This window comes from Paraburkholderia kururiensis (genome assembly GCF_034424375.1).
Lineage (GTDB): Bacteria > Pseudomonadota > Gammaproteobacteria > Burkholderiales > Burkholderiaceae > Paraburkholderia > Paraburkholderia kururiensis_A.
On the sequence record NZ_CP139965.1, the window covers coordinates 6,259,701 to 6,278,857 of the forward strand.

Consider the following 19,157-nt stretch of genomic DNA (forward strand, 5'->3'; position numbering starts at 1 on the left):
CGCGAACTCAATGAGCGGTACGGTGCTGGTGGCTCGACACGAACTGGCGGAAACGCTCCGAGCGCAGTTCGCCGAATACCTGGTCGGGCGTGCCGTCGTCTTCCACGCAGCCCTGGTGGAGGAACATCACGCGGTTCGAGACGTGCCGCGCAAAGCCCATTTCGTGCGTGACGACGAGCATCGTGCGGCCTTCCTCCGCGAGCGCGCGCATCACGCGCAGCACTTCGCCCACGAGTTCGGGGTCGAGCGCCGACGTCGGTTCGTCGAACAGCATGACCTTCGGATGCATGGCGAGCGCACGGGCAATCGCCACGCGCTGCTGCTGTCCGCCCGACAGATGCGCCGGATAGTGGCCGCGTTTTTCCGCGAGGCCCACCTTCGCGAGCAGCGCTTCGGCTTCCTCGACGGCTTCGGCACGCGGACGCTTCAGCACGCGCATCGGCCCTTCGATGCAGTTCTCGAGCACCGTCATGTGCGACCAGAGGTTGAAGTTCTGGAACACCATGCCGAGCTGCGAGCGGATGCGATCCACCTGGCGACGGTCGCCCGGTTGCAGCTTGCCGTCGCCGCGGCGCTTGAGCACGAGTTCTTCGCCGGCCACGGTGACGGAGCCGTCGTCGGGCGTTTCGAGCAGATTGAGGCAGCGCAGGAACGTGCTCTTGCCCGAGCCGCTCGCGCCGAGAATCGAGATCACGTCGCCCTGGTGGGCATCGAGCGAAATGCCCTTCAGCACGTGGTGCTCGCCGAACGACTTGTGGATGTTTTTCGCCGACAACGCGACGGGCGCGGGTGCGTTCATGACTGTCTCCGCAGCGGTGAAGCTGGATAAAGAGGAATGACGGTATTCAACGGTGTGCCGGCGCGCAGACTCACTGCGCGCTGCTTTGCGCGCTCGCCGTGGGCGGCAGCGTCGCGGCCTGCGTGGGCGCCGCGCGCAAATGGCGCGACAGCCGCCATTCGAGCCACCCGAGCAGCCTCACCACGATGAAATTGAGCAGCAGATAAATGAGCGCCGCGCAGATGAACACCTCCGTGGTGCGATACGTCTGCTGGATGATCTGCTGCGCGACGCCCGTCACTTCCCATACGGTGACGAGGCTCGCCAACGCGGTCGATTTCACGAGCAGCACGGCTTCCGTCGAGTAGGCGGGCAGGCACTGGCGCAGCGCGATCGGCCCGATCACGCGAAAGAGCAGCGTGAAGCCCGACATGCCGCAGGCGTAGCCCGCTTCGATCTGCCCCACGGGCACGGCCATCAGGCCGCCGCGAATGATCTCGGCCGTATAGCCCGCCGTGCAGAGTGCGAGCGACAGCACCGCGCAGGTGTACGGGTCGCGCAGCACGGGCCACATGAAGCTCTCGCGAATCACGCCGAACTGACCGAGCCCGTAGTAGACGAGAAACATCTGGATCAGCAGCGGCGAGCCGCGAAACACGAGAATATAGGCGCGCGCGAAGCGGTTCGGCAGCCAGTGCGGCGACACGCGCATCGCTACGATCACGAACGAAAGCAGGCCGCCCAGCACGAGCGAGCATGCGAAGAGGCTCAGCGTGGTGGGCACGGCCGCGAGCAGCTGGCGCGTGGTGTCGAAGAGAAAGTCGAAGTCGATGGGCATGGCGGCGGTTCCCGTCAGTTGCGTGCGAAGTTGCGGCGAAAACTCTTGCCCACCTGTGCTTCGGCCTTGTTGAAGATGCGGTTCGAAATGCCGGTCATGACGAGATAGAGCGCGCCGCCCGCCACGAAGAACGTGAAGTACTGGTGCGTGGAGCCGGCCGCGACCTGGCTCGTGCGCAACAATTCGGCGAGGCCCGTCACGGAAATCAGCGCCGAGTCCTTGAGGCTCAGTTGCCACACGTTGCCGATGCCCGGCAGCGCGAAGCGCAGCACCTGCGGAATCAGGATGCGGCGAAACACGACGAGCGGCGCCATGCCCATGGCACGCGCCGCCTCGAGTTCACCGCGCGAGACCGCGAGCACGGCAGCGCGATAGACCTCGGCCTGATAGGCGCCCGAGATCATGCCCACCGCGAGCGCGCCGATCACGAACGGCGGCACGCCGATGAAGCCTTCCGCGCCGAACCATTGCCCCACCGTCGTGACGAGCGTGGAGCCGCCGAAGTAGAACAGATAGATGACGAGCAGTTCGGGTACGCCGCGAAACACGGTGGTGTACACGTCGCCCAGCACGCGCGCCACGCGAAAGCGCGAGAGCTTCGCGGCCGCGATGACCGCGCCCGTCACGGCACCCACGGCCAGCGCCGCGAGCGTCAGCGCCACCGTCATCAGCGCCGCCAGCAGCAGCACGCCGCCCCACCCTTGCGGGCCGAAGCCCAGCATCTCGATCCATTCCATTCGCCTGCTCCCCGCTCGATGCGAGTCATGAAAATGCGCGTGCCGTCAGAGACACGCGCGTACCGCTTAAGGCGTGACGTCCGTCTTGAACCACTTGTCGGCGAGCTTCTTCACGGTGCCGTCCGCGAGCGCCGCCGCGATGGCCGTGTCGAACTTCGCGCGCAGATCCGCGTCCTGCTTGCGGAACGCGAGGCCCTCGCCCGGTCCCCAGATGGAGCCGCCGATCTTCGGTCCCGCCAGCACGATGGACGCGTTCTCCTTCTTGTCCATCAGCGCCGCGTAGTACGTGACGTCGTCGAACGAGGCGTCGATGCGGCCCGCCACGAGGTCGAGATCGCGCTCGGGCGACGTCTTGTAGACGCGGATGGTGGCCACGTCCTTGAAGCTGTCGTTGATGAACTTCGTGTAGACCGTGCCCGACTGGATGCCGATGGTCTTGCCCTTCAGCTGCTTGCGCAGCGAATCGACGGTGGGCTGGTCGGTCTTCGCTTCGCCGGTGAGCTTGACGACCGGCGCGCCGGGCGCGGCCTTCGGCAGCACCTTCGTGTCCGTCACGGCGAACGTGGCGGGCGTGGCCGCATACGGACGCGAGAACGCGATGATCTTCTCGCGCTCAGGCGTGATGGAGATCGCGTCCATCAACACGTCGAACTTGCCCGCCTGCAGGCCCGGAATCATGCCGTCCCAGTCCTGCGCGACCATGTTGCACTGGATCTTGATGCGCGTGCAGAGGTTCGCGAGCAGCTCGGGCTCGAAGCCGCCCAGCTTGCCGCCCGGCAGCGTCAGGTTCCACGGCGCGTAACCGCCTTCCAGCGCCACCGTGACCGACTTCCATTCCTTCGCCTGCACGGGCGCGGCGAGCACCGCCGCCGCGCCGAGCACGGCCCCCATCCTTGCCACCCACGTCATGCGCTTGACCATCACGTCGAATCTCCTTTTCTCTGAGGAAACAGTATTCAGGGGTTGGGCGCCCAGTTGATCAGGTTGAGTGCCGAGGTTTCACAAAATTTGTATAGACAAGCTTGCACAGCCAAAAATAGTTACGCAAGTGCATCCGTGCAGAAATGTGGTCGAACTCGGGTATGCCCTTATGTCCGCCGCCGTTTCGGCCTCCCGCAAGGCTTCCAGCGGATAGACGCTGGTGCGGACCGGCATCGGAAACGGCCCGGCGCCTCCCGCCTGAGGTGCAGGAACACGCCAGCGCGGTGCATTTTGTCTAGACAGGTTGAGGCAGGAGACGACGCACCACGACTCGGCGGGCACGCAGCCCGTGCGTGCGTCGATGCCGGCAACGCGGCGCAAAAGCGCAGCCGAAGAAGGGACGAGGTGCGGCGCGCGGCCGCCTCAGACGTTCATTCCGCGCCCTTGCACGCGTGCATAGAGGGCGTCGAGGTCCATGCCGGTGGTGTCGAGCCCGAAGCGCTCGCGCAGGCATTCGCCCAGTTCGGCGGCGCTGCCGATGGCGTGGTCGCTGCCGCGTCCGTCGCTGGCGCGCTCGGTGAGCCGGTCGTTGAAGAGCGTGGCGCGGCCGTGCGGCATCACGCGGCAGACCATCAGGTTGTTGATGAAGATGGATTCGGGCCACGTGGACGTGTACCAGTTCGCCACTTCGTAGTCGATCCACTCGGCGGGGCGCAGATCGAAGCGGTAGACCTTGATCCATTCGCGCTCGCCCTGCGCCGGCGACGTGCCCGCGGAAGGCGCCTCCACCTCGAAGTCGAAGGCGCCGTCCGCGGCTTCGGTCAGGCGGCACGCCTCCAGCGGCGTCCGCTGCACGCCGCCGGTGACGAGACGCAGCGGCGCAGTGAGCGTGACGCCGCCGAAGCCGACGTCCGCGATCCACGGGCCGTCGTCCAGATCGACGCGCAGCAGCATGTGGGAGCGCGCCGTCACGGCGTCCGGTCCGCGGCCCCACAGCACGCGCGCGATCAGCGGCGTCACGCGAAAGCCCAGTTGCATGAGCACGTGCGCAAAGAGCGTGTTGTGCTCGAAGCAATAGCCGCCGCGGCGGCGCTCCACGAGTTTCTCCGCGATGGCGGGCAATGCCAGCGCCACGCAGCGACCCGCGAGCGGGTCGAGGTTCTCGAACGGAATGGCATGCGGATGCAGCCGATGCAGTTCCGTCAGCACGTCGAGCGTCGGCACGCGGGCGCCGCGGTAGCCGATGCGGGCGAAATATCGGTCGGGATCGAAGGACATGGGCATGATCGCTCCGGGGCGAGTGGTGACGGGCGGCGCTCCGCGGGTCGGTGTCCCGCGAAAACACCGCACGCGTCATGATAGGCCGGGCCGCGTAGGCCCGGCCGCGTAGGCCGCGCCGCGTAGGCCGCCACGCCTGCGTCGGCCACCGCGGCGCCCTTCGCCCTTCCCACGAAACCCGAAACCCGAAACCCGCGCCCCGACTACGCACTGCCCTCGCCGCTCATTGCGGCAGCACTTCGCCCTTCGTTTCCGGTGCGAGCGGAATGATGAAGAGACCGAGCACGAACACGATCGCCGTCAGCGCGACGGGCACGCCGAGCGTGTGCATGTTGAGCACCGCCGCGCCCAGCAGGAAGTTCACGCCAGCCCCCACGAAGCGCCCGAACGACGTGCAGAACGCAAACGCCGTGGCGCGCACACGCGTCTCGAACTGTTCGGGCAGCCACAGGCTGAAGAGCGCAAAATTGCCGCCGAAAAAGCCGAGCACGAAGAGCCACGCGATGAACGGCGCGAGCCCGTTGGGCAGATAGAACGCCCAGCCGAAGCTGCCCACGATCGCCACGGCCATACCCGCGAAGTACACCGCGAGCGTGCGTTTGCGGCCGATGCGCTCGGCCATGGGCGGCAGCGCAAGGCAACCGAGAATCGTGCCGATCGAGAGCAGGCCCGTGGCGAGCGACGCCGTCTTGATGGCATCGGCCTTCGCCATGCCCGACTTCAGCGCAAGCTGGATCACGGCGGACGGCTCGTACACCGCGCCCGCCCACAGCCCGATGATGGCGATGGTCAACAGCGCGCAGGCCACCCACGTGCGGCGTCGGTAAGCCGGTCCGAGAATCTCGTGCAGCGGACGCGTGCGCACCACCTTGGCCTCGGCCTTCTGCCACTTCTCCGACTCCTTCACGCGCGTGAGGATCAGGATGGCGACCACGACGGGCACGGCGCCCGTCAGGAACATCGCGCGCCAGCCGAAGTGCACGCCCACCGTGTAGTTCAGCGCGGCGGCAAGGAAGAAGCCCGCGTAGTAGCCGGTCTGCAGATAGCCCGCGCCCATCTTGCGGCGGTCCTCGGGCCACGCCTCGGCCACGTAGGTGCCGGCCAGCGCCCATTCGCCGCCGATGCCCACGCCCGCGAGAAACCGGTACACGCCCAGTTCCCAGACGCTATGGGAGGTCGCGGCAAGCCCGGTGAAAATGGCGAACATGAAAATGGTGCCGGCCAGCACCTTGGTGCGGCCGAAGCGGTCGGCGAGCGGCCCCCAGATGAACGAGAGGCCCCAACCCACGAGGAACAGCGCGAAGAGGATCGAGCCCGCAAGGCCGACGTTGCCCGGCGTGGCGGCGTAGCCCGAGCGCGGCAGCAGCTCGGTGAGCGCGGGCGTGAGCACGAGTGCGTAGATGAACGAGTCCATCCCGTCGAGCGTCCAGCCCGCCCAGGCGCCCCAGAATCCCGCAATCTGCGAGCGGTTGAGCGGCGTACGCGCCGCGCGTGGCGCGCCGTGCGCGCGGTCCGTGATTGAATTCGACATGCTCCTGTCTCCGGGGGATACGGTTGGAATGCAGTAGAAAAAAGGCCTCGGGGCAGTCCAACCCTGGGGCCGATCCTGACTGGAATTTGGTTGTTTTTATATATAATATGCAATCCCATGAATGACGCAACGAATGGTTTTCCCCTGGATCGCACGTCCACGCCTCGCCTCGGGGTCGCGGTCGCGCCTCGTGCCAGCACGTCGCGCGTGATCGCCGACTCGCTACGCACGGCGATCGTGGACGGCACCCTCGCGCCCGGCGCCCCGCTGCGTCAGGACACCATCGCGCGCCACTTTTCCGTGAGCGCGATTCCCGTGCGCGAAGCGCTGCGGCAGTTGGAGAGCGAAGGCTGGGTCAACGTCGAGATGAACAAGGGCGCCACGGTCGCGCCGCTCTCGGCCGACGAGGCGCGCGAGATCTACGAGATCCGCTCGGCGCTCGAAAGCCTCGCGCTCGGGCTCGCCATTCCGCATCACACGCCCGAAACGCTGGCCCGCTCACGCGTGCTGTGCGATGCCGCCGAAGGCGAGCCGGACCCGTCGCTCTACGTCACGCGCAACGAGGCGTTTCATATGAGCCTCTACGAACCGTCGGGCCGCGCGCGTCTCATCGAGATGATCGTGGCGCTGCATCGCCGCGGCGAACGCTATCTGCGGCTCAAGTTCGGCCTGCCCGAGTACAAGGGCGAATCGGACGCCGAACACCGCGCGATACTCGATGCCGTCGCGCGCAGCGACACGGCCGCGGCGCAGTCGCTCGTGGCCGCGCATCTGCTCGGCACGGGTGAACTGATCCATCGTTTTCTCACCGACCGCGCGCGCGCCGAAGCCGCCGCAGCGGGCGCGACACGAACCCCTCGCGCGCGTGGCCGTCGCCCGCGCGCCCAAAACGGGAGTTGAAGCAGCCGATGAAGCCCTCAGCCGAGATGTCCTCCCCGCTGCCGAGCCACGCCGCCGGCTCCGCCTCTCACACGACAGCGGGCGCCGCGCGCTCGTGGACCACGCTGCGCGACGAAAAAAACCGGCGCCTTGCCGCTGTCGCGCCGTGGTTGAAGGACGGCGTGCTGCCGCGCGAACGTATCGTCGATGCGCTCGAACAGCTTGTGCGCCCCGGCGACCGCGTGGCGCTCGAAGGCGACAACCAGAAGCAGGCCGACTTCCTCTCGCGCTCGCTCGCGAAGGTGGACCCGCAGCGCGTGCACGACGTGCATCTGCTCATTTCGAGCATCAGCCGTCCCGAGCATCTCGCGTTGTTCGAACGCGGCATTGCGCATCGCGTGGACTTCTCGTTCGCGGGCCCGCAAAGCCTGCGCGTGGCGCAATTGCTCGAAGACGGCCAGCTCGAAGTGGGCGCCATCCACACCTACGTGGAGTTGTACGCCCGCATGTTCGTGGACCTCACGCCCCAGGTGGCGCTGCTGTGCGCGGAGAAGGCCGACCGCCACGGCAATCTCTACACCGGCCCGAACACCGAAGACACGCCCACCATCGCCGAAGCCGCCGCGTTCCGCCACGGCATCGTGATCGTGCAGGTCAACGAGATCGTCGATACGCTGCCGCGCGTGGACATTCCCGGTTCGTGGGTCGACGTGGTCGTGGAAGCGGACCGCCCGTTCGCCGTGGAGCCGCTCTTCACACGCGACCCGCGCCACATCGGCGACCTGCAGGTGCTCACGGCGATGATGGTCATCAAGGGCATCTACGCGCCCTACGGCATCAGTTCGCTCAATCACGGCATCGGCTTCGACACGGCCGCCATCGAGCTCTTGCTGCCCACCTACGGCGAGAGCCTCGGCCTCAAGGGCAAGATCTGCCGCAACTGGACGCTCAACCCGCACCCCACGCTGATTCCCGCCATCGAGTCGGGCTGGGTGGAGAGCGTGCATTGCTTCGGCAGCGAAGTGGGCATGGAGGCCTACATCGCCGCGCGCCCCGACGTCTTCTTCACGGGCAGCGACGGCAGCCTGCGGTCGAACCGCGTGCTCTGCCAGTTGGCGGGCCAGTACGGCGTGGATCTTTTCATCGGCTCCACGTTGCAGATCGATGCCGACGCCAATTCGTCCACCGTGACGCGCGGGCGCCTGGCGGGTTTCGGCGGCGCGCCCAACATGGGCCACGACCCGCGCGGCCGGCGCCACGCGAGCGAAGCCTGGCTCAAGCTGCTGAAGGACCAGGGGCCGGTTTCGCGCGGACACAAGCTCGTCGTGCAACTGGCCGAGACCTGGAAGAAAGGCGGCGAGCCCACCTTCGTCGAAGAACTCGACGCCGTCGCCGTGGGCGAGAAAAGCGGCATGCCCGTCGCGCCCGTGATGATCTACGGCGACGACGTGAGCCACGTGGTCACGGAGGAAGGCATCGCGCATCTGCACAAGGCCGAAGGCGTGGAGGAACGGCGCGCCGCGCTTGCCGCGGTGGCGGGCGTCACGCCCATCGGCCTCACGGCAAAGCGTGAGAAGACCGACGAGCTGCGCCGGCGCGGCATCGTCGCCTTCCCCGAAGACCTCGGCATTCGCCGCGGGGATGCGAAACGCTCGCTGCTCGCGGCGCGCAGCATCGACGACCTCGTGACCTGGTCGGGCGGACTCTACGCGCCGCCAGCCCGCTTTCGCAGCTGGTGAGCGCGATGCCTCCTCAGTGCGCGACGATGGATTCAGCGGCCGTTGGCTGCGGCTGCACGGAAAGTTCTGAGATAGCAATCGATGCCACGGCGGGCAACGAACTCGCCCGCACGCAAACGCTCCTCACCGCGTCCCTGCCGCGCGAAACCGACGCCCTGCTCGCGCGGCTTGCCGTCGAAGCGCTCGTCGACGAAGCGCTGCTCACGCCCAAACCGGCGCTCGTCGACACGCGCGGCAGTGGCGCACATCGCGATCTGAATCTCGCGACGATGCTGCGTTCCGCGCACACGCTCGCGCCGACGTTCGCCGCGCTCGCGCGCGCGGCGCTCACGTGCGGCGTGCCGTCGGCGGCGATGCGCACGGAGCTCGCGCGCATCGGGCGCCACGGCGAAGCCGAGATGCTGCGCGCCACGGGCGGCAGCAACGCGCATCGCGGCGCGATCTGGATTGTGGGGCTGCTCGTGGCGGGCGCGGCGATCGACTCGCCTGGTGTCGCCGCTCATGCCGCCCCTGCTGCCACACACGCGTGGCCGAACGCGGCGCCGGCAAGCTGCGCGTTTGCTGCGAGCGGCGCCCGCCGTGATGTCAGCGACGTCGCACGCGGCCCAAGCAATGGCCCACACGACCACCACCACGCCCACGCCGCCCGCATCTGCGCCCTGGCCGCGCAGATTGCCGCCTTCCCCGATCTTCACGCCGTGCCCACAAACAGCAACGGCGAACGCGTGCGCGCGCGCTTCCAGGTGGGCGGCGCGCGACGCGAAGCACAAGACGGCTTTCCGCACGTGATCGACATCGGCCTGCCTGCGCTCGGCGCGGCGCGGGCGCGCGGCATCGGCGAAAGCGCGGCGCGGCTCGACACGCTGCTCGCCATCATGGCGTCGCTCGACGACACCTGCCTGCTGCATCGCGCGGGTCTCGCGGGCCTCGAAGCGGGCCGCGGCGGCGCGCAGCGCGTGCTCGATCTGGGCGGCAGCGCCACGCTCGCGGGCCGCGCGGCGCTCGCGGTGCTGGAGCGCCGCCTGCTCGACCTGAACGCCTCGCCGGGCGGCGCCGCAGATCTGCTCGCCGCCACCCTTTTCATCGACAGACTGGTTCGACACCGCGCTCGCGGAAGGACAAGCTCATGGAACAACTGACTTTCGACTACCCCGCGCGCCGCGCCTTGACCGCCCGTGCGCACGTCGGCGTGGTGGGCTCGGGCGACCTCGAAGTGCTGCTCTCGCCCGCGGGCGCGATGAGCGCGCACGTCGTGGTGCGCACGAGCGTGGACGGCTACGGCCACATCTGGAAGAGCGTGCTGGACCGCTTCTTCTCGCGCTACGACGGCGCGGCGAGCATCGAGATCAACGACTTCGGCGCCACGCCCGGCGTCGTCGCGCTGCGTCTCGCGGAGGCGGTCGAAGCCGCCGAAGCCAGCGGGTCCCCGGAAGGCCACGACGAGGGAGGCCGCCCATGAGCGAAGCCTACGTACAAACCGCAGCCGCGTCGGCACCGCTCCTGCGCGACAGCTTCATCGAACTCTCGGCGCGCGAACGCGCGCGCGCCCTGCTCGACGCGGGCTCGTTCCGCGAACTGCTGGGTCCGTTCGACCGCATCGAATCGCCATGGCTGCCGCTGCAAGGCATCGTCTGTCAGGCGGACGACGGCGTGGTGATCGCACGCGGCACCATCGACGGCGAGCCGGCCGTGGTGGCCGCCATCGAGTCGGCGTTTCAGGGCGGCAGCATCGGCGAGGTCTCGGGCAGCAAGATTGCCGCGGCGCTCGAACTCGCGCTGGCGGACTGCGAACGCGGCCGTATCGTGCGTCCCGTGGTGCTGTTCGAGACGGGCGGCGTGCGGCTGCAGGAAGCGAACCTCGGGCTCGCCGTGATTTCGGAGATCCAGTCGGCCATCGTCGCGCTGCGTCGCCACGTGCCGGTGGTGGGCGTGATCGCGGGCATGGTGGGGTGCTTCGGCGGCATGTCGCTTGCGGCGGCGCTGTGCTCGTCGCTCGTCATCACGAAACAGGGGCGACTCGGCATGAACGGCCCCGAAGTGATCGAGCAGGAAGCCGGCATCGAAGAACTCGATTCGAGCGACCGCCGCCACGTCTGGCAACTGATCGGCGGTGCGCAACGCGCGGCCACGGGGCTCGCGGATGCGCTGGTGGACGACGACGCCCATGCCATGCGCGACGCCGTGCGCGCAGCCTTCGCGCGCGGCCTGGAAGACACGCCTCGCAGCGCGCAGGTGGAGGCGTATCTGGCTCGCCTCGCGCAGATCGACCCGGCCACCGTGACGCCCGAATCCATGCGTGCGGTCTTTCACGGTGGAGCACCGGCACACGCTGGCAACGCCCCGACTCAAGCGAGCGAGGCAGATCGGACAACCCGGTCAATCGAAGACGACACGCGCGGCGCGCGCTGGTTTCGTGCGCTCGCGGGCGAGAGCGCGATGTCCGCGCCGGTCTGGAGCGCCGACGCGCCGCTCGGCGACGAACGCGCGCGCTTCATCGCTGTCGTGCCCGATGCCGACAACCGCTTCCCGCGCGCGAGAACCAACGTGGTCGGCCTCGACCAGGGCTGGCGGCTTGCGCAGGCCGTTCGCGAAGCGATGGCCGAAGACGCCGCACGCAACGTGCGCCGGCCCATCGTCGCCGTAGTGGACGTGAAGAGCCAGGCGTACGGCTATCGCGAGGAAATGCTCGGTATTCATCTGGCGTGCGCCGCCGCCGTGGATGCCTACGCGTCGGCACGCCAGGCCGGGCATCCGGTGATCGCGCTGATCGTCGGGCCCGCCATGTCGGGCGCGTTCCTCGCGCACGGCTACCAGGGCAACCGCATCGTCGCGCTCGACGCACCCGGCACCATGGTCCACGCCATGGGCAAGGAGGCCGCCGCACGCGTCACGCGCCGCACCGTGGAAGCGCTCGATGCACTGGGCGAGACCATCGTGCCCATGTCGTACTCCATGGCATCGTTCGCCAAGCTCGGGCTGCTGGACCGCCTGATCGACGGTGTGGATGCCGATGCGCCCAACGATGCGCAGATCGAGCGCGTGCGCGGCGTGCTCGTGGAGATGGTGCGCGAGGCGCGCGCCGGTTCGCGCGACCTCTCGCATCGCTTGCAGTCCGAGACGGCGAAGAAGACGCGGGCTGCGTCCATCGAAGTGCGCCGGCGGCTGGCCGAACAGTGGAACGAGGCGTGATGCGCGCGTGTGCGCCGCCGCCGTTTGCCGGTGCGGAGCCTGGCGCGAAGGCCGGCGTCAGGCGCGCTGACGAATTCGCTGATGGAGTCGGCCATGCAAACGGCGACACTGCTCACACGAAGGCCGCCGCTGAGCTCGCAGCCGACGCGCGCTGGCGCGCCCACGACCTGCTGCGTCTCGCCCGCCTGCCCGCCTATGAAGACGAGCCGCCGTGGGTGCGCGACGCGTGGGCGCGTGCCCCGTTCGTCGTGGTGCGTCGCGCGCTCGCGGCGACGGGCTTCGTTGCCGTCGGCGTGCGCGGCAACGCGCGTGCGCAGCGCTACGGCACGTGGGCCGAAGTGGCGGACATCGAAGCGTCCGTTGCCCCCGAAGATCTTCTGGATACAGCGCCCGCGCCCGCTCGCCGCAGCTTGCCTGCCATGCGGGCGCTCGTGGCCCTGCGCAGCGCATCTTCGCCGCTCGCGGCATTCGTTTGGGGTCCTGCCGGAAGCAGCGGCTTCGAACTCGCGACGGGCGTGCCCTGCGTGACCGAAGCGAGCGACCTCGATCTGCTGGTCCGCGCGCCGCAGCGGCTTGCGTGCGCCAAAGCACGCGAGTTGCAAACGGCGCTCGCGGACCAGGCGGCCTACGCGGGCCTTCGCATCGACGTGCAGCTCGAAACGCCTATGGGCGGCGTCGCGCTGGCCGAACTCGCCATGGACAAGCCACGCGTGCTCGTGCGCGATCCCGCCGGCGCGCGGCTCGTGGCGGACCCGTGGGCGTCGTCGGCGGAGAGCGCATGATGCTCGCGCTGCTCTTTCCCGGCCAGGGCGCGCAAAGCGCAGGGTTTCTGCATCGTTTGCCGGAGCATGCGGCAGTGCGCGAAACGCTCGCCGAAGCATCCGACGTGCTGGGCGAGGACGTGCTCGCCCTCGGCAGCGCCGACGCGCTGCGCTCCACTGTCGCCGTGCAGATTGCACTCATGGTGGCCGGCGTGGCCGTGTCGCGGGCACTGGAACGCGAGGGGCTGCATGCGGAAATCAGCGCGGGGCTCTCCGTGGGCGCGTATCCCGCGGCGGTAAGCTGCGGCGCCGTCGCCTTCGCTGACGCATTGAAGATGGTGCGCCGTCGCGCAGAGTTAATGGAAAGCGCGTACCCCTCGGGTTACGGACTCGCCGCCATTTCCGGCCTCAACGAAGCGCAATGCGAGCGCCTGGCCGAAGAGCATGCGCGCGCGGGCCATCCGCGCGTCTATGTGGGCAACGTCAATGCGCCACGCCAGATCGTGATGGCCGGCGCGAACGCCGCGCTCGACGTGTTCGTCGAACGCGCACTCGCAGCGGGCGCGCGCAAGGCGACGCGCCTCGACGTGAGCGTGCCGTCGCATTGCGCGCTGCTGGCCCACGCCACCGACGAACTCGACGCGTGGTCGCGCGACCTTCGGTTCCGCGCGCCGCAGCACACCTACATCGGCAATCGCGGCGGCAGACCGCTCTACACCGGCGAGGCGATTCGCGCCGACCTCGCGAGCAACATGCGCTACACCGTGCGCTGGTTCGACGCGCTCACGGTCATGGTGGAAATGGGCGCAACGGTGCTCGCCGAAACGCCGCCCGGCCAGGTGCTGACCGACATCGCGCGCGAGGCCTATCCCGACGTCACGGCGCTCGCGGCGTCCACGTTGCCGTTCGATCGCTTCGCGGCGACCTTGCGGCGACGGCTGGGCGTGGAGGGCGAGTAGAAGCGGTACACGCCGGGGCACCCGGCGTGTACCGAGTGGCGCTAATTGCGCGCCATCAACGTACTCACCTCCCGCTCCGCCGACACCTGCTTCACAGACTGCGCGCCGATCACGTACATCGGTCCCTTCACCTGCTGCTTCACGTTGATCTCGTAGGTGTACAGCACCTGGTTCGTCCAGCTTGCCGGCGACTCCAGCACGCGCGCAATCTCGCCCTGGATACGCGCAATCTCCTTCTTGTCTTCGTCGCTGTGCGGCTTGCCGCTTTCCTCGTAGAGACGCAGCACGTTGCGGTACGCGTTGATCTCCGCGCCGGCTTCCGGCGTCATGCGCTGCCGCTCGCCGTGAATCTGGTTGCCGTGGCCGCTGTTGAGCTTCACCTTCGTGAGGTACTCGTTGAGTTCCTGCTGGCCGTGTTCGGCCGATGCGCTCCAGTCGGCGTTGCGGCTGTCGACGAATTGCAGATAGTGATCGACGTTCGTGAATTCGGTGTCGCGGAACGTGCGCTCCGGCACCACGTTGCCGTCCTCCTCGGCAATGCGCAGCGCCGCGCCCGTGGCGGACTGCAACACCGATACGCCGACGCCGAACGCAGGCGTGCTCGGCAACGACGACGACCCGAACGGGCTGCCGATCGAGACTGGACTGGGCGCCGGCGCCGCGACCAGCGACGCCGTGCCGTTCACGCCGCCCGCGCGCCCCTTCACCGCGGTCTCGACGGTCTGCATGCCGGTGGCGTCTTCGCGATGCATCGTGTTGCCGCTCACACGCCCTTCCACCGTCGCATAGGGACCGAACTTGTAGCCGTCCGGGTTCACGTAGCGCGCGCCCGCCGTGCCCGAAACAGACGCGTAGTTGGTGGCCGACTCGTTCTCGAGCCAGTTGATGGAGAGGTCCGGGTCCTTGTAGAACTCATCGGCAAGGCCGTCCCACATTTCCGTCTGCGAGCGCGGCGCCTGCGCGCCGGGCCCGGATCGATAGATGTTGCGCACCACCGACTGCAGTTTGTCGCGCCACGCTTCGGGACTGCCCGCCGGGTCTTCCGTGCTTCTCACGCGCGCGCGGAACATCACGCCGCGCGGCTTGCTCGTGTCGCGCCCCGCCACGGCACTGCCGTAGCCGCTCGCCATGAGCCGCCCGCCCAGCAACGACCAGCCGACAAAGCCGCCCACGCCCGCGTGCATCGACACGCGCTTGTCGGTACCGATGAAAAGCTGGCCGTTGTGCGCCGACGAACCGACCTCGACCACCGAATGGCGGCCACGCAGAAGCGCGACATCGGGCGCGATGGACGCGGCGGGCAGCCCGACGATGCCGAGCGCCGTTGCCAGGTTCTCCGAAATATTGGCGTTGACGCCATAGACGCCGCCGCTCGAAAGCTGCATCTGCCACGTGCGCGGCATGTTGCCGATCACGTAACAGAGCGAATCGGCAATGCCTTCCACGCTGCTGCTCGCCTGCGGGTCCGGTTCGTAGAGCACCACCTTCATGCGTTCGATGTTCTGGCGCAACGTACGGTCTCTCGTATCGGGCACCACGTCGTCCATAGCCGCGCCGGATTCCTCGGCCCAGGTGGCGAGTTCGTGGGCCGTCATCTGCTTCGGCAGGTCCTTGAAGGCCTGGCTTTCGCGCACCGTCTTGCGGTCCACGTGCAGCATCTTCGCGACTTCGCGTTCGATGATGCCGCGCTGCGTGCGCCCAAAGCCAATGCCGCGGCGCAATTTGCCCTTGGCGCCAATGGCCTGCTGCCACTGGCCGAGTGCCACCACGCGCACCGCGTCCTGCACGAGCTGAGCGTCGGGCTGCTGTCCGTACTGCGTGACGGGCGCAGCCACGATACGGCTGTTGAGCTGCTTCATGACGACGTCGATGGAAAGCACCGTGCTGAAGTCGTCTTCGGGATGCTGCAGCAGGCCGCCCGCCGTGCCGAGATTCAACGCGTCGTGCGCCGAACTGTTCGCGCCGACGGTGTGCTGCGCCGCCTGGCCCATGCGCCGCGGACTCTTCATGAAGTTGGCGGCGCGGCGCAGCCACGAGCCGGTCTGCGCGTTCTGCGCGGTGCGCTGCGCCTGCCTGACCATCTGATACATACGCGACTGCACCTGCCCGAGCTTCGCTTCGCCGATGTGATTGCGAAACGCGAGATACGCCGAGCGAAAGCGCGTTTCGGGGTTGGCCTGCGGGTCGTCGATGAGCGTCGCGCCGCAGATCAGCGCCTTGGCCGCGAGCGGCTCGCCTGCGAGCGCTTGCGCCACCGCGTCCGGCGCGTCGCTCGCGAGACCGGCGTGGCGCTCGGCGCGCGGCAGAACGGTGTTGGCCGCCACGAGCATCTCGTCGATGTTGCGCGGGCGCGGCTCGTTCGGCGGCCAGTGCTTGAGCAGCCGGTCCGCGGCGCGACGGGTTTCGCGATTCGCGTCGTCGTGAATCTTCTGCTCGGTCTTGCTGGGCGAAGCGGACGGCACCGGCTTGATCTCGTGCGGCGCGACGATGGAAAGCGCGTCGAAGCTGAGCGGCGCGCGGGACAGCGCGCAGGTCAGCGCGAAGAGATCGCGACGTTCGTCGTCGGAGCGCGGTATGGCGGGGTTGCGCAACTGATCGAGCAGCGTGTTCGCGCGGTTCACGTCGCCGCCCGACACCTCCGCGAGCGCGCGCCCCAGCATCAACGCCAGCGTGTGAGGCGGCTCGCCGCGTTGGTCCGCGGGAATGGCATCGCGAATCTTTTCGCCCAGCGCCGCGCGCTCGTCTCGCGCCGTGGGATGCGCGCCGAGCGTGAAGCCCGACGCAATGCGCTGCGCCGCAGGGCCCGCATGATTGAGTTCGAAGCTTGCCTGCGAACGCGTGCGGTCGGTCTTGCCCGTCACTTTCTTCACGTCCTTGTTGCGCAGGCGTTCGACCGGAGCGGGCGCAGTCGCCTTCGGGTCAGGCGTGCGCACCTGGCGCTTGTGAAGCTGGACGTCGGGCTGTGCCGGCATGGCTTCGACCGCGTTCTGCGCGTAACCGGGCAACACCGGAAAGGAACGCGTGCCGGGGCGGAACTTGCGGCCCACGTCGCCCTTCAGGTCCGTTCGCATCACGGCCTGTTCGTCGGGCTGCGTGGGCTGGCCACGCACGGCGTGGTTGAGTGCGCGCAACGACTCGAGCTGCGTACCGGCCGTGCGGGTCTGCGGGACCGACTGGACCGTCGCGGGCTCGTTCTGCGCCGGCGGCGTGGGCTGCTGCGGCGCGGAGGGCAGCAAATGGTTCCTGAGCCAGTTTCCAATCGTCGTCACGTCGCCTCTCCAAGGATGGGCCTGTCCGCCCGACAACAGGCACAGCGGCGACTATAGGTTCTCATCGCGATCCTTACGGCCGCCCTGCGAACCGGGGAACGAACGGGCGAAGCTCGATCGCACGACTATGTCATGCGTGTGACGAAAGGCTATCGAGCAATATGCGCGTATTCGATTTTTATGCGCATAAAGTTTTTCAGCGCGTACGCGGGACGAGTGGAGGGTAAGGCAAAAGCAACGTCCGCAACCGTCCTTGCCTCTTGAATTTGCGAGAGATAAAAGGAGTTGACGGCACGTTAGAAGATATACAGCCACATTTCAGCGGCAACACTCTTTTGACACCCTTTTTACGCGCCGCCACCTACGCTTTCCTCAATCGGACCGGTCGAGGGTCGATGGCGAAACGCCACCGTGCCACGCGCCTCTCCCCGTGCACCCCGCCTCCCCTTCGCAAGGAAGCTCGTCATGCTGAAACTGCTGGTTCCCGTGGGTCGTTCGAAACGGTCGTTGCAGGCCGTACGGCACGCGGCGTTTCTCTACCGCGAGCGATGCGTGTCCGAAGTCGTGCTGCTGAACGTGCAGCCGCCGCTCGAATCGACGCGCCTCGAAGCGTTCTACCCGCTCGCGGAACTGCGCGCCATGGAAGCCGCGGCGGCGAACGCGGCCCTGGAGCGCGCCGCCCGCATTCTCGACGACGCCCACGTGCGTTACTCGGTGGCGATGCAGGTCGGGCCCATCGCTCCCACCATTGCCGATTGCGCGGACGAGCAACGCTGCGACGAGATCGTCGTGGTCGCACCGCCCAGGAGCGTGTTGCATGCGATCCGGCACATCGCGCGGCAAAGCATGCTCGACCGGCTCGTGCGCATTGCGCGCGTGCCGGTCACCGCCGTGCGTTGACCTCGTGCAGTGTCAACGCCGCGGCGTCACCCAGCGAAACGTGAGATTCACCCGCTCGCCGCGCACGTCGGGCTCTTTCGGCACGCGGTGCCGCCATTCGGCCTGCGTCGTGCCGCGCATCAGGAGCAGGCTGCCGCCCTTCAACTGAAACGAGCGCACCACGCCCGTCGCGTTGTGCCGCAGATCGAAGCGCCGCGTCGCACCCAGGCTGACCGACGCGATCACCGGTTCGGGCCCGAGCTCGGGCTCGCGGTCGGCGTGCCACCCCATGCTGTCCGAGCCGCTGCGGTAGCGATTGAGCAGCACGCTGTTGAAGCGCACGCCGCACACCGCTTCGGCCGCCTCCTTCAGCGCGGCGACCGCGGGCACCCACGCTTGCGGCACGTTGCGAATGCCGGAATACACGTAGACCGCCTCGGGCTCGCCTTGCCAGGCCGTCAGACGCGGCAGCGGCACGCGCCCCGCGGGCGTGCCCATGGTGTCCTGCTGCCATGCCGTCTGCGCGATCACGTCGTCGAGCGCGCGCGATGCCTCGGCCGGCGCGAGCCAGTCGGGATACCAGGCGACATCGGGTTGCGGGGCGTCGTCGAAGAGATCGAACATGGCAAACGGCGTAGCCGGACGTAACAAAAAAAAGTGGGGAAAACCGCGGACGCGCGGACAAGAACGCCCGCGTCGGTCGTTATTATGGCGCTGGAAAAGCACGCGTCGTCCCGGGTCTTGCTGTGTCGTTCGCGTGCTGCGCATTCCGTCGCGGTCCTTCTCCCTTCACGCCATCAGGTGCCGATCATGATTCTTCCCGACGACTCGCTCGATCAGCTTTTCCGCCAGGCTCGCACTCACAGCGTCTGGCGCGACGAGCCCGTGGACGACGCGCTGCTGCATCGCATCGTCGAACTCGCCCTGCTTGGGCCCACTTCGGCCAATTCGAGTCCCGGCCGCTTCGTGTTCGTGAAGTCGCCCGAAGCGAAAGAGAAACTGCGGCCCGCGCTCGCGCCGGGCAACGTGGACAAGACGATGGCGGCGCCCGTCACGGCGATCGTGGGCATGGACATGGCCTTTTACGAGCACCTGCCGAAGCTGTTCCCGCAAACCGACGCGCGCAGCTGGTTCGCCGGCAACGATGCGGCGATTGCCGACACCGCGTTTCGCAACGCTTCATTGCAGGGCGCGTACCTGATCATCGCGGCGCGGGCATGCGGGCTCGACGCGGGTCCGATGTCCGGCTTCGACAAGCAAAAGGTGGACGCGGCGTTCTTCGCCGGCACCGCGGTGAAGTCGAACTTCCTCGTCAACCTGGGCTACGGCGATGCATCGGCGCTGCACCCGCGCAATCCCCGGCTCCCGTTCGACGAAGCCGCGAAGATCGTTTAGCGGC

At 68.1% G+C, this 19,157-nt stretch carries 17 protein-coding genes and 1 pseudogene; 10 read left to right on the plus strand and 8 right to left on the minus strand.

Translation table 11 applies throughout. The annotated features are described in order from the left end of the window. Window positions 1–7: 7 nt before the first annotated feature. From U0042_RS28000 to U0042_RS28025, 6 genes are all read right to left on the minus strand, one after another. The gene (locus tag U0042_RS28000; RefSeq protein WP_114812694.1) at window positions 8–799 is read right to left on the minus strand and encodes an ABC transporter ATP-binding protein; all 792 of its coding nucleotides are present in this window, start codon (window positions 797–799) and stop codon (window positions 8–10) included. A 70-nt stretch (window positions 800–869) separates the two neighbouring features. Then, window positions 870–1,616: an ABC transporter permease gene (locus U0042_RS28005; protein WP_114812695.1), complete on the minus strand. Its 747-nt coding sequence runs from the start codon at window positions 1,614–1,616 to the stop codon at window positions 870–872. 14 nt (window positions 1,617–1,630) lie between these two features. Further along, a complete protein-coding gene (locus U0042_RS28010) occupies window positions 1,631–2,353 on the minus strand; it encodes an ABC transporter permease (RefSeq protein ID WP_114812697.1) in 723 nt (240 codons plus the stop codon). Window positions 2,354–2,419: 66 nt separating this feature from the next. Next, window positions 2,420–3,274, minus strand: a complete 855-nt coding sequence (locus tag U0042_RS28015) for a transporter substrate-binding domain-containing protein (RefSeq protein WP_419150545.1) — start codon at window positions 3,272–3,274, stop codon at window positions 2,420–2,422. Between the two features lie 423 nt (window positions 3,275–3,697). Next, window positions 3,698–4,558 carry an arylamine N-acetyltransferase family protein gene (locus U0042_RS28020; protein WP_114812700.1) on the minus strand — a complete coding sequence of 287 codons (861 nt, stop codon included), beginning with the start codon at window positions 4,556–4,558 and terminating at the stop codon, window positions 3,698–3,700. A 217-nt stretch (window positions 4,559–4,775) separates the two neighbouring features. After that, window positions 4,776–6,083 (minus strand): MFS transporter, encoded by a 1,308-nt coding sequence (locus U0042_RS28025; protein WP_114812702.1) that lies wholly within the window; start codon window positions 6,081–6,083, stop codon window positions 4,776–4,778. A 117-nt stretch (window positions 6,084–6,200) separates the two neighbouring features. On the opposite strand from U0042_RS28025, the gene U0042_RS28030 reads away from it, so the two are divergent. The 8 genes and pseudogenes from U0042_RS28030 to mdcH all read left to right on the plus strand — a co-directional run bounded on the left by U0042_RS28030 (window position 6,201) and on the right by mdcH (window position 13,610). Next, window positions 6,201–6,983, plus strand: a complete 783-nt coding sequence (locus U0042_RS28030) for a GntR family transcriptional regulator (RefSeq protein WP_114812704.1) — start codon at window positions 6,201–6,203, stop codon at window positions 6,981–6,983. Window positions 6,984–7,009: 26 nt separating this feature from the next. After that, window positions 7,010–8,701 carry a malonate decarboxylase subunit alpha gene (gene mdcA, locus U0042_RS28035; protein ID WP_114812706.1) on the plus strand — a complete coding sequence of 564 codons (1,692 nt, stop codon included), beginning with the start codon at window positions 7,010–7,012 and terminating at the stop codon, window positions 8,699–8,701. Window positions 8,702–8,727: 26 nt separating this feature from the next. Next, window positions 8,728–9,840, plus strand: coding sequence for a triphosphoribosyl-dephospho-CoA synthase (locus U0042_RS28040; protein WP_114812709.1), 1,113 nt, complete (start codon window positions 8,728–8,730; stop codon window positions 9,838–9,840). Then, on the plus strand, window positions 9,828–10,160 hold the full coding sequence (locus tag U0042_RS28045; RefSeq protein ID WP_114812711.1) for a malonate decarboxylase subunit delta: 333 nt from the start codon (window positions 9,828–9,830) through the stop codon (window positions 10,158–10,160). Before U0042_RS28040 ends, U0042_RS28045 begins: the two co-directional genes overlap by 13 nt. Beyond that, a pseudogene (locus U0042_RS28050) lies at window positions 10,157–11,008 on the plus strand (biotin-independent malonate decarboxylase subunit beta); the annotation flags it as partial. The gene U0042_RS28045 and the pseudogene U0042_RS28050, both read left to right, overlap by 4 nt. A gap of 72 nt (window positions 11,009–11,080) precedes the next feature. Beyond that, entirely contained in the window at window positions 11,081–11,890 is an 810-nt protein-coding gene (mdcE, locus tag U0042_RS28055; RefSeq protein ID WP_327205073.1) for a biotin-independent malonate decarboxylase subunit gamma, read from the plus strand. Next, window positions 11,890–12,672 (plus strand): malonate decarboxylase holo-ACP synthase, encoded by a 783-nt coding sequence (locus U0042_RS28060; protein WP_114812715.1) that lies wholly within the window; start codon window positions 11,890–11,892, stop codon window positions 12,670–12,672. The genes mdcE and U0042_RS28060 overlap by 1 nt, the downstream gene beginning before the upstream one ends. After that, window positions 12,672–13,610 (plus strand): malonate decarboxylase subunit epsilon, encoded by a 939-nt coding sequence (mdcH, locus tag U0042_RS28065; RefSeq protein WP_114812792.1) that lies wholly within the window; start codon window positions 12,672–12,674, stop codon window positions 13,608–13,610. The genes U0042_RS28060 and mdcH overlap by 1 nt, the downstream gene beginning before the upstream one ends. 41 nt (window positions 13,611–13,651) lie before the next feature. Here the strand turns inward: mdcH and U0042_RS28070 are convergent, their stop codons facing one another. Beyond that, window positions 13,652–16,879 carry a hypothetical protein gene (locus U0042_RS28070; protein WP_157977865.1) on the minus strand — a complete coding sequence of 1,076 codons (3,228 nt, stop codon included), beginning with the start codon at window positions 16,877–16,879 and terminating at the stop codon, window positions 13,652–13,654. A gap of 465 nt (window positions 16,880–17,344) precedes the next feature. Here U0042_RS28070 and U0042_RS28075 point away from each other — a divergent pair, with 465 nt between their 5' ends. Beyond that, window positions 17,345–17,779: a universal stress protein gene (locus U0042_RS28075; protein WP_114812719.1), complete on the plus strand. Its 435-nt coding sequence runs from the start codon at window positions 17,345–17,347 to the stop codon at window positions 17,777–17,779. Between the two features lie 12 nt (window positions 17,780–17,791). Here the strand turns inward: U0042_RS28075 and U0042_RS28080 are convergent, their stop codons facing one another. Further along, a complete protein-coding gene (locus tag U0042_RS28080; RefSeq protein ID WP_114812721.1) occupies window positions 17,792–18,382 on the minus strand; it encodes an alpha-ketoglutarate-dependent dioxygenase AlkB family protein in 591 nt (196 codons plus the stop codon). A gap of 186 nt (window positions 18,383–18,568) precedes the next feature. Here U0042_RS28080 and U0042_RS28085 point away from each other — a divergent pair, with 186 nt between their 5' ends. Further along, complete coding sequence (locus U0042_RS28085) at window positions 18,569–19,153, plus strand: malonic semialdehyde reductase (protein WP_114812794.1); 585 nt, start codon at window positions 18,569–18,571, stop codon at window positions 19,151–19,153. The last annotated feature ends 4 nt before the right edge of the window (window positions 19,154–19,157 follow it).

Bases quoted from the DNA above. Each gene is read 5' to 3' on its own strand.
- mdcH (WP_114812792.1), top strand. From the start codon at position 12,672: ATGCTCGCGCTGCTCTTTCCCGGCCAGGGCGCGCAAAGCGCAGGGTTT.
- U0042_RS28010 (WP_114812697.1), bottom strand. From the start codon at position 2,353: ATGGAATGGATCGAGATGCTGGGCTTCGGCCCGCAAGGGTGGGGCGGC.
- U0042_RS28025 (WP_114812702.1), bottom strand. From the start codon at position 6,083: ATGTCGAATTCAATCACGGACCGCGCGCACGGCGCGCCACGCGCGGCG.
- U0042_RS28000 (WP_114812694.1), bottom strand. From the start codon at position 799: ATGAACGCACCCGCGCCCGTCGCGTTGTCGGCGAAAAACATCCACAAG.
- U0042_RS28015 (WP_419150545.1), bottom strand. From the start codon at position 3,274: ATGGTCAAGCGCATGACGTGGGTGGCAAGGATGGGGGCCGTGCTCGGC.
- U0042_RS28075 (WP_114812719.1), top strand. From the start codon at position 17,345: ATGCTGAAACTGCTGGTTCCCGTGGGTCGTTCGAAACGGTCGTTGCAG.
- U0042_RS28085 (WP_114812794.1), top strand. From the start codon at position 18,569: ATGATTCTTCCCGACGACTCGCTCGATCAGCTTTTCCGCCAGGCTCGC.
- U0042_RS28040 (WP_114812709.1), top strand. From the start codon at position 8,728: ATGGATTCAGCGGCCGTTGGCTGCGGCTGCACGGAAAGTTCTGAGATA.
- U0042_RS28080 (WP_114812721.1), bottom strand. From the start codon at position 18,382: ATGTTCGATCTCTTCGACGACGCCCCGCAACCCGATGTCGCCTGGTAT.
- U0042_RS28005 (WP_114812695.1), bottom strand. From the start codon at position 1,616: ATGCCCATCGACTTCGACTTTCTCTTCGACACCACGCGCCAGCTGCTC.
- U0042_RS28030 (WP_114812704.1), top strand. From the start codon at position 6,201: ATGAATGACGCAACGAATGGTTTTCCCCTGGATCGCACGTCCACGCCT.
- U0042_RS28020 (WP_114812700.1), bottom strand. From the start codon at position 4,558: ATGCCCATGTCCTTCGATCCCGACCGATATTTCGCCCGCATCGGCTAC.
- mdcA (WP_114812706.1), top strand. From the start codon at position 7,010: ATGTCCTCCCCGCTGCCGAGCCACGCCGCCGGCTCCGCCTCTCACACG.
- U0042_RS28045 (WP_114812711.1), top strand. From the start codon at position 9,828: ATGGAACAACTGACTTTCGACTACCCCGCGCGCCGCGCCTTGACCGCC.
- U0042_RS28060 (WP_114812715.1), top strand. From the start codon at position 11,890: ATGCGCGCGTGTGCGCCGCCGCCGTTTGCCGGTGCGGAGCCTGGCGCG.